A 3033-nucleotide genomic window follows, 5' to 3' on the forward strand; every position below is an offset into this window, starting at 1 on the left:
ATGGCATTAATCCATTCAACAATCCGATATAGAATGGACTGTTGTTTTTCTTCTTTAGTGTTGTGTTCCACGATTTTGGCATGAATACACTCAGCCTTTTTAAAGCAGGAAAAACATTCAGCATATTCAGTCCCATGATAATCATAAATACACCAGCAAACAGTGCTACAGCACCTCTAGCAACACCATTAATACTAACAACTGAACCAAGTAGACCAACTAATCCTCCCAACACTGTATAAGATATGACACGTCCCACGTTATAGAGTAAATTTGATTTTAGTTTTTCGTTACTAGAACTATTTTCAGTAACCAAACACTGCGATAGATTTATTCCCCCACACATTCCAACACAATGTACTGAAGTAAGTAATCCCACAACAAACAAGGTAATTAAACTCATTCCTTCTTTTGCTTCTGGAAAGAAATTAAAAAATTCAAAGATTCCAAAATGATTAAGTAATACATATCCACCTAAAAGCACAATGAAAATCACTAACAACTGTGGACCTTTTGTTTTCTCTTGCTTGGTTTCTGCAACTAGATAATCTAATTTTTTAATTTCTTTTTTTATTTTTTCAAAGGATAGTAAACTCTCATCATAAGTAATTCTTGCATTACCTTGTTGATAACTTACATTTACAGATTTAACGCCTTCTGTTTTCTTTAACGCTTCTTCAATCTTCAATGCACAATGTCCACATGTCATACCAAGAATCGTAATTTTCTTTGTAACTAATTTCTTTCCCATACTTACCTCCAGTTGAAGACTAGATAACTTTATCTTTTATTTATGGAGATTATATGAAGAAAATCTCGAATTTTCTTCGAGATTTCTATTTTGGTAAATTTATTATGAATGTTGTTCCTTTATTTAATTCACTATCTACTTTAATATCCCCACCGTGATTTAGAATAATTGTTCTAACAACCGATAACCCAATACCTGAACCACCTGTTTTTCTACTTCTTGATATATCTGTACGATATAGATGTTCAAAAATTAAAGGTATTTCTTCTTTCGCAATTCCTATTCCTGTATCTGATATTATAAGTTGTATCATTTCTTTATGATTAACAAGTTGTATTTTAATTTTTCCATTATTATCTGTATATTTAATAGCATTAGACATTAAATTAGAAATTACACTTCCGATTTGATCATGATCAGCAACAATTTCACTTTGTACCAAATTCATAGAAACATCAATCTTCTTTTCTTCACATTGCATTTCAAAAGTTGTTACAACTTGAACAATCAAATTTTTTAAATCAAATTTTGTTTTATTTAATGTCTTATCATCACTTTCTAATTCTACAAGTTTATCGATTTGATTAACCATTCTTGAAAGACGTAGTATTTCTTGCCGAATATTTTCTAGTCTTTCTGGAGTTGCATCAAAGATACCATCAATAATTCCTTCAATCGTTGACTGGATTGCTGCTAATGGTGTTCTAAATTCATGTGCATAGTTATTCGCCATTCTTTTTTTCAAATTTTGTTGTGCATCCAATGTAATTGCAAGTGCATTTACACTATTTATAAGTCCCTGAATTTCAGTTGTTGTTGAATGAATATCTATTCTACAATCACAATGTCCTTTTTCTATTTCTTTAGCCTTCATTGTTACTTCTTGTATTGGTTTTGATAATCGGTTTGCCATAAAATATCCAATCATAATTGCAACTGCAAGGAAAACAAATGCAATTGCAACAAATAAATTATTAAGAATATCCATAAAGCGGATATCTGCATCAAGTAAATAGTAAGGACCATAATAGCCTAATGTAACAGTACCATAAAGAATTCCTTCACTTTCTATAGTGTATTGCTTCTCAACATACTCACCTTTAAATCCTGGATATCGGCTTTGCATTGTTCTCTCCATTGCACTAATCATATCTTCACAACGCATTTGATCATAACAACTCATGCAAAAAATTTCATGATTTTGATTATCCCTAATCATTAAAATTAAACCATCATTGAATGCTTTTTGCCCCAATGCAATAAAACCTTCTGGTGTTAGTTGTTTATCTTGCTCCAATTCAGTTTTCACCGCATCCACATAGGATAGGTTTTTTTCTTCTTGTTTTTGAAGAATATATTGATTAAATTGTTTTTCCAATAATACATTAGAAACAACTAAAAGTGCCATTACTAACAATAAAGATAATGCTGTATAGGACAAAATAAGTTTTACTTTTAAACTCATCTTCATCGTCTTTCTCCATTGAATTTATATCCAACACCTCTTACTGTTACAATATATATAGGCTTAGTAGAATCCGTTTCTATTTTACTTCTAAGATTTTTAATATGTGAATCAATCGTTCGATCAAAACCATCAAAGTCAGAGTTAAAAGCATATTGTATTAGTTCATCACGTGTATATGTTCTATTTGGTGTCTTTGCCATTGTCGTTAGCAATTTATACTCACTTTGTGTCAAACTAATACGTTCATCTTTTTTAAATACTTCCACGGCATCTAAGTCTATTTTCAAATCATTCGCATTGAATTCAATAATATTTTTCTTAAAAGAATCCTCTTTTAATGTTCTACGAAATAAGCTTTGTACTCTTGCGACTAATTCTCTAGGACTAAATGGTTTTGTTATGTAATCATCAGCTCCAAGATTTAAACCATCAACAATATGATCTTCTGAACTTTTTGCCGTCATCATAATAATTGGTATTCTTGATTCACTACGAATAATTTTACAAATTTCTTCACCAGAATATCCCGGTAGCATCAAGTCTAAAAGAACCATGTCTGGTTTATTTTGTCGAAAATAATCGACAGCTAGATTTCCATTATCCGCCCAAATTACTTCATATTCATTTTTTTCAAGATAGGCAATTACTGCTTCCGCTATTGTTTTCTCATCTTCAACAACTAGTATTTTTGATTTACTCATTTCATCACATCCTATACATTAATATCAATTTAGTGTGGAGATTGTATGAATTCTTTTTAAAAATATAGTATTTACTTCATTATGTAAAGCAATATGAACTTGATTAAAAAATA

At 30.3% G+C, this 3033-nt stretch carries 3 protein-coding genes; all 3 read right to left on the reverse strand.

Annotated features, from left to right (window positions below; genetic code table 11):
• The coding region (locus tag RSB60_RS11380; protein WP_332616459.1) for an urease accessory protein UreH domain-containing protein at positions 1–751 on the reverse strand (751 nt) is incomplete at its 3' end.
• A gap of 85 nt (positions 752–836) precedes the next feature.
• A complete protein-coding gene (locus RSB60_RS11385; protein ID WP_332616462.1) occupies positions 837–2222 on the reverse strand; it encodes a HAMP domain-containing sensor histidine kinase in 1386 nt (461 codons plus the stop codon).
• A complete protein-coding gene (locus RSB60_RS11390; RefSeq protein ID WP_332616464.1) occupies positions 2219–2920 on the reverse strand; it encodes a response regulator transcription factor in 702 nt (233 codons plus the stop codon). Before RSB60_RS11390 ends, RSB60_RS11385 begins: the two co-directional genes overlap by 4 nt.
• Positions 2921–3033 lie beyond the last annotated feature (113 nt).

This window comes from Anaerorhabdus sp., from assembly GCF_036657415.1.
GTDB lineage: Bacteria > Bacillota_I > Bacilli_A > Erysipelotrichales > Erysipelotrichaceae > Anaerorhabdus.

Coding starts and splice junctions, on each gene's coding strand:
- RSB60_RS11390 (WP_332616464.1), bottom strand. CDS start 2,920: ATGAGTAAATCAAAAATACTAGTTGTTGAAGATGAGAAAACAATAGCG.
- RSB60_RS11385 (WP_332616462.1), bottom strand. CDS start 2,222: ATGAAGATGAGTTTAAAAGTAAAACTTATTTTGTCCTATACAGCATTA.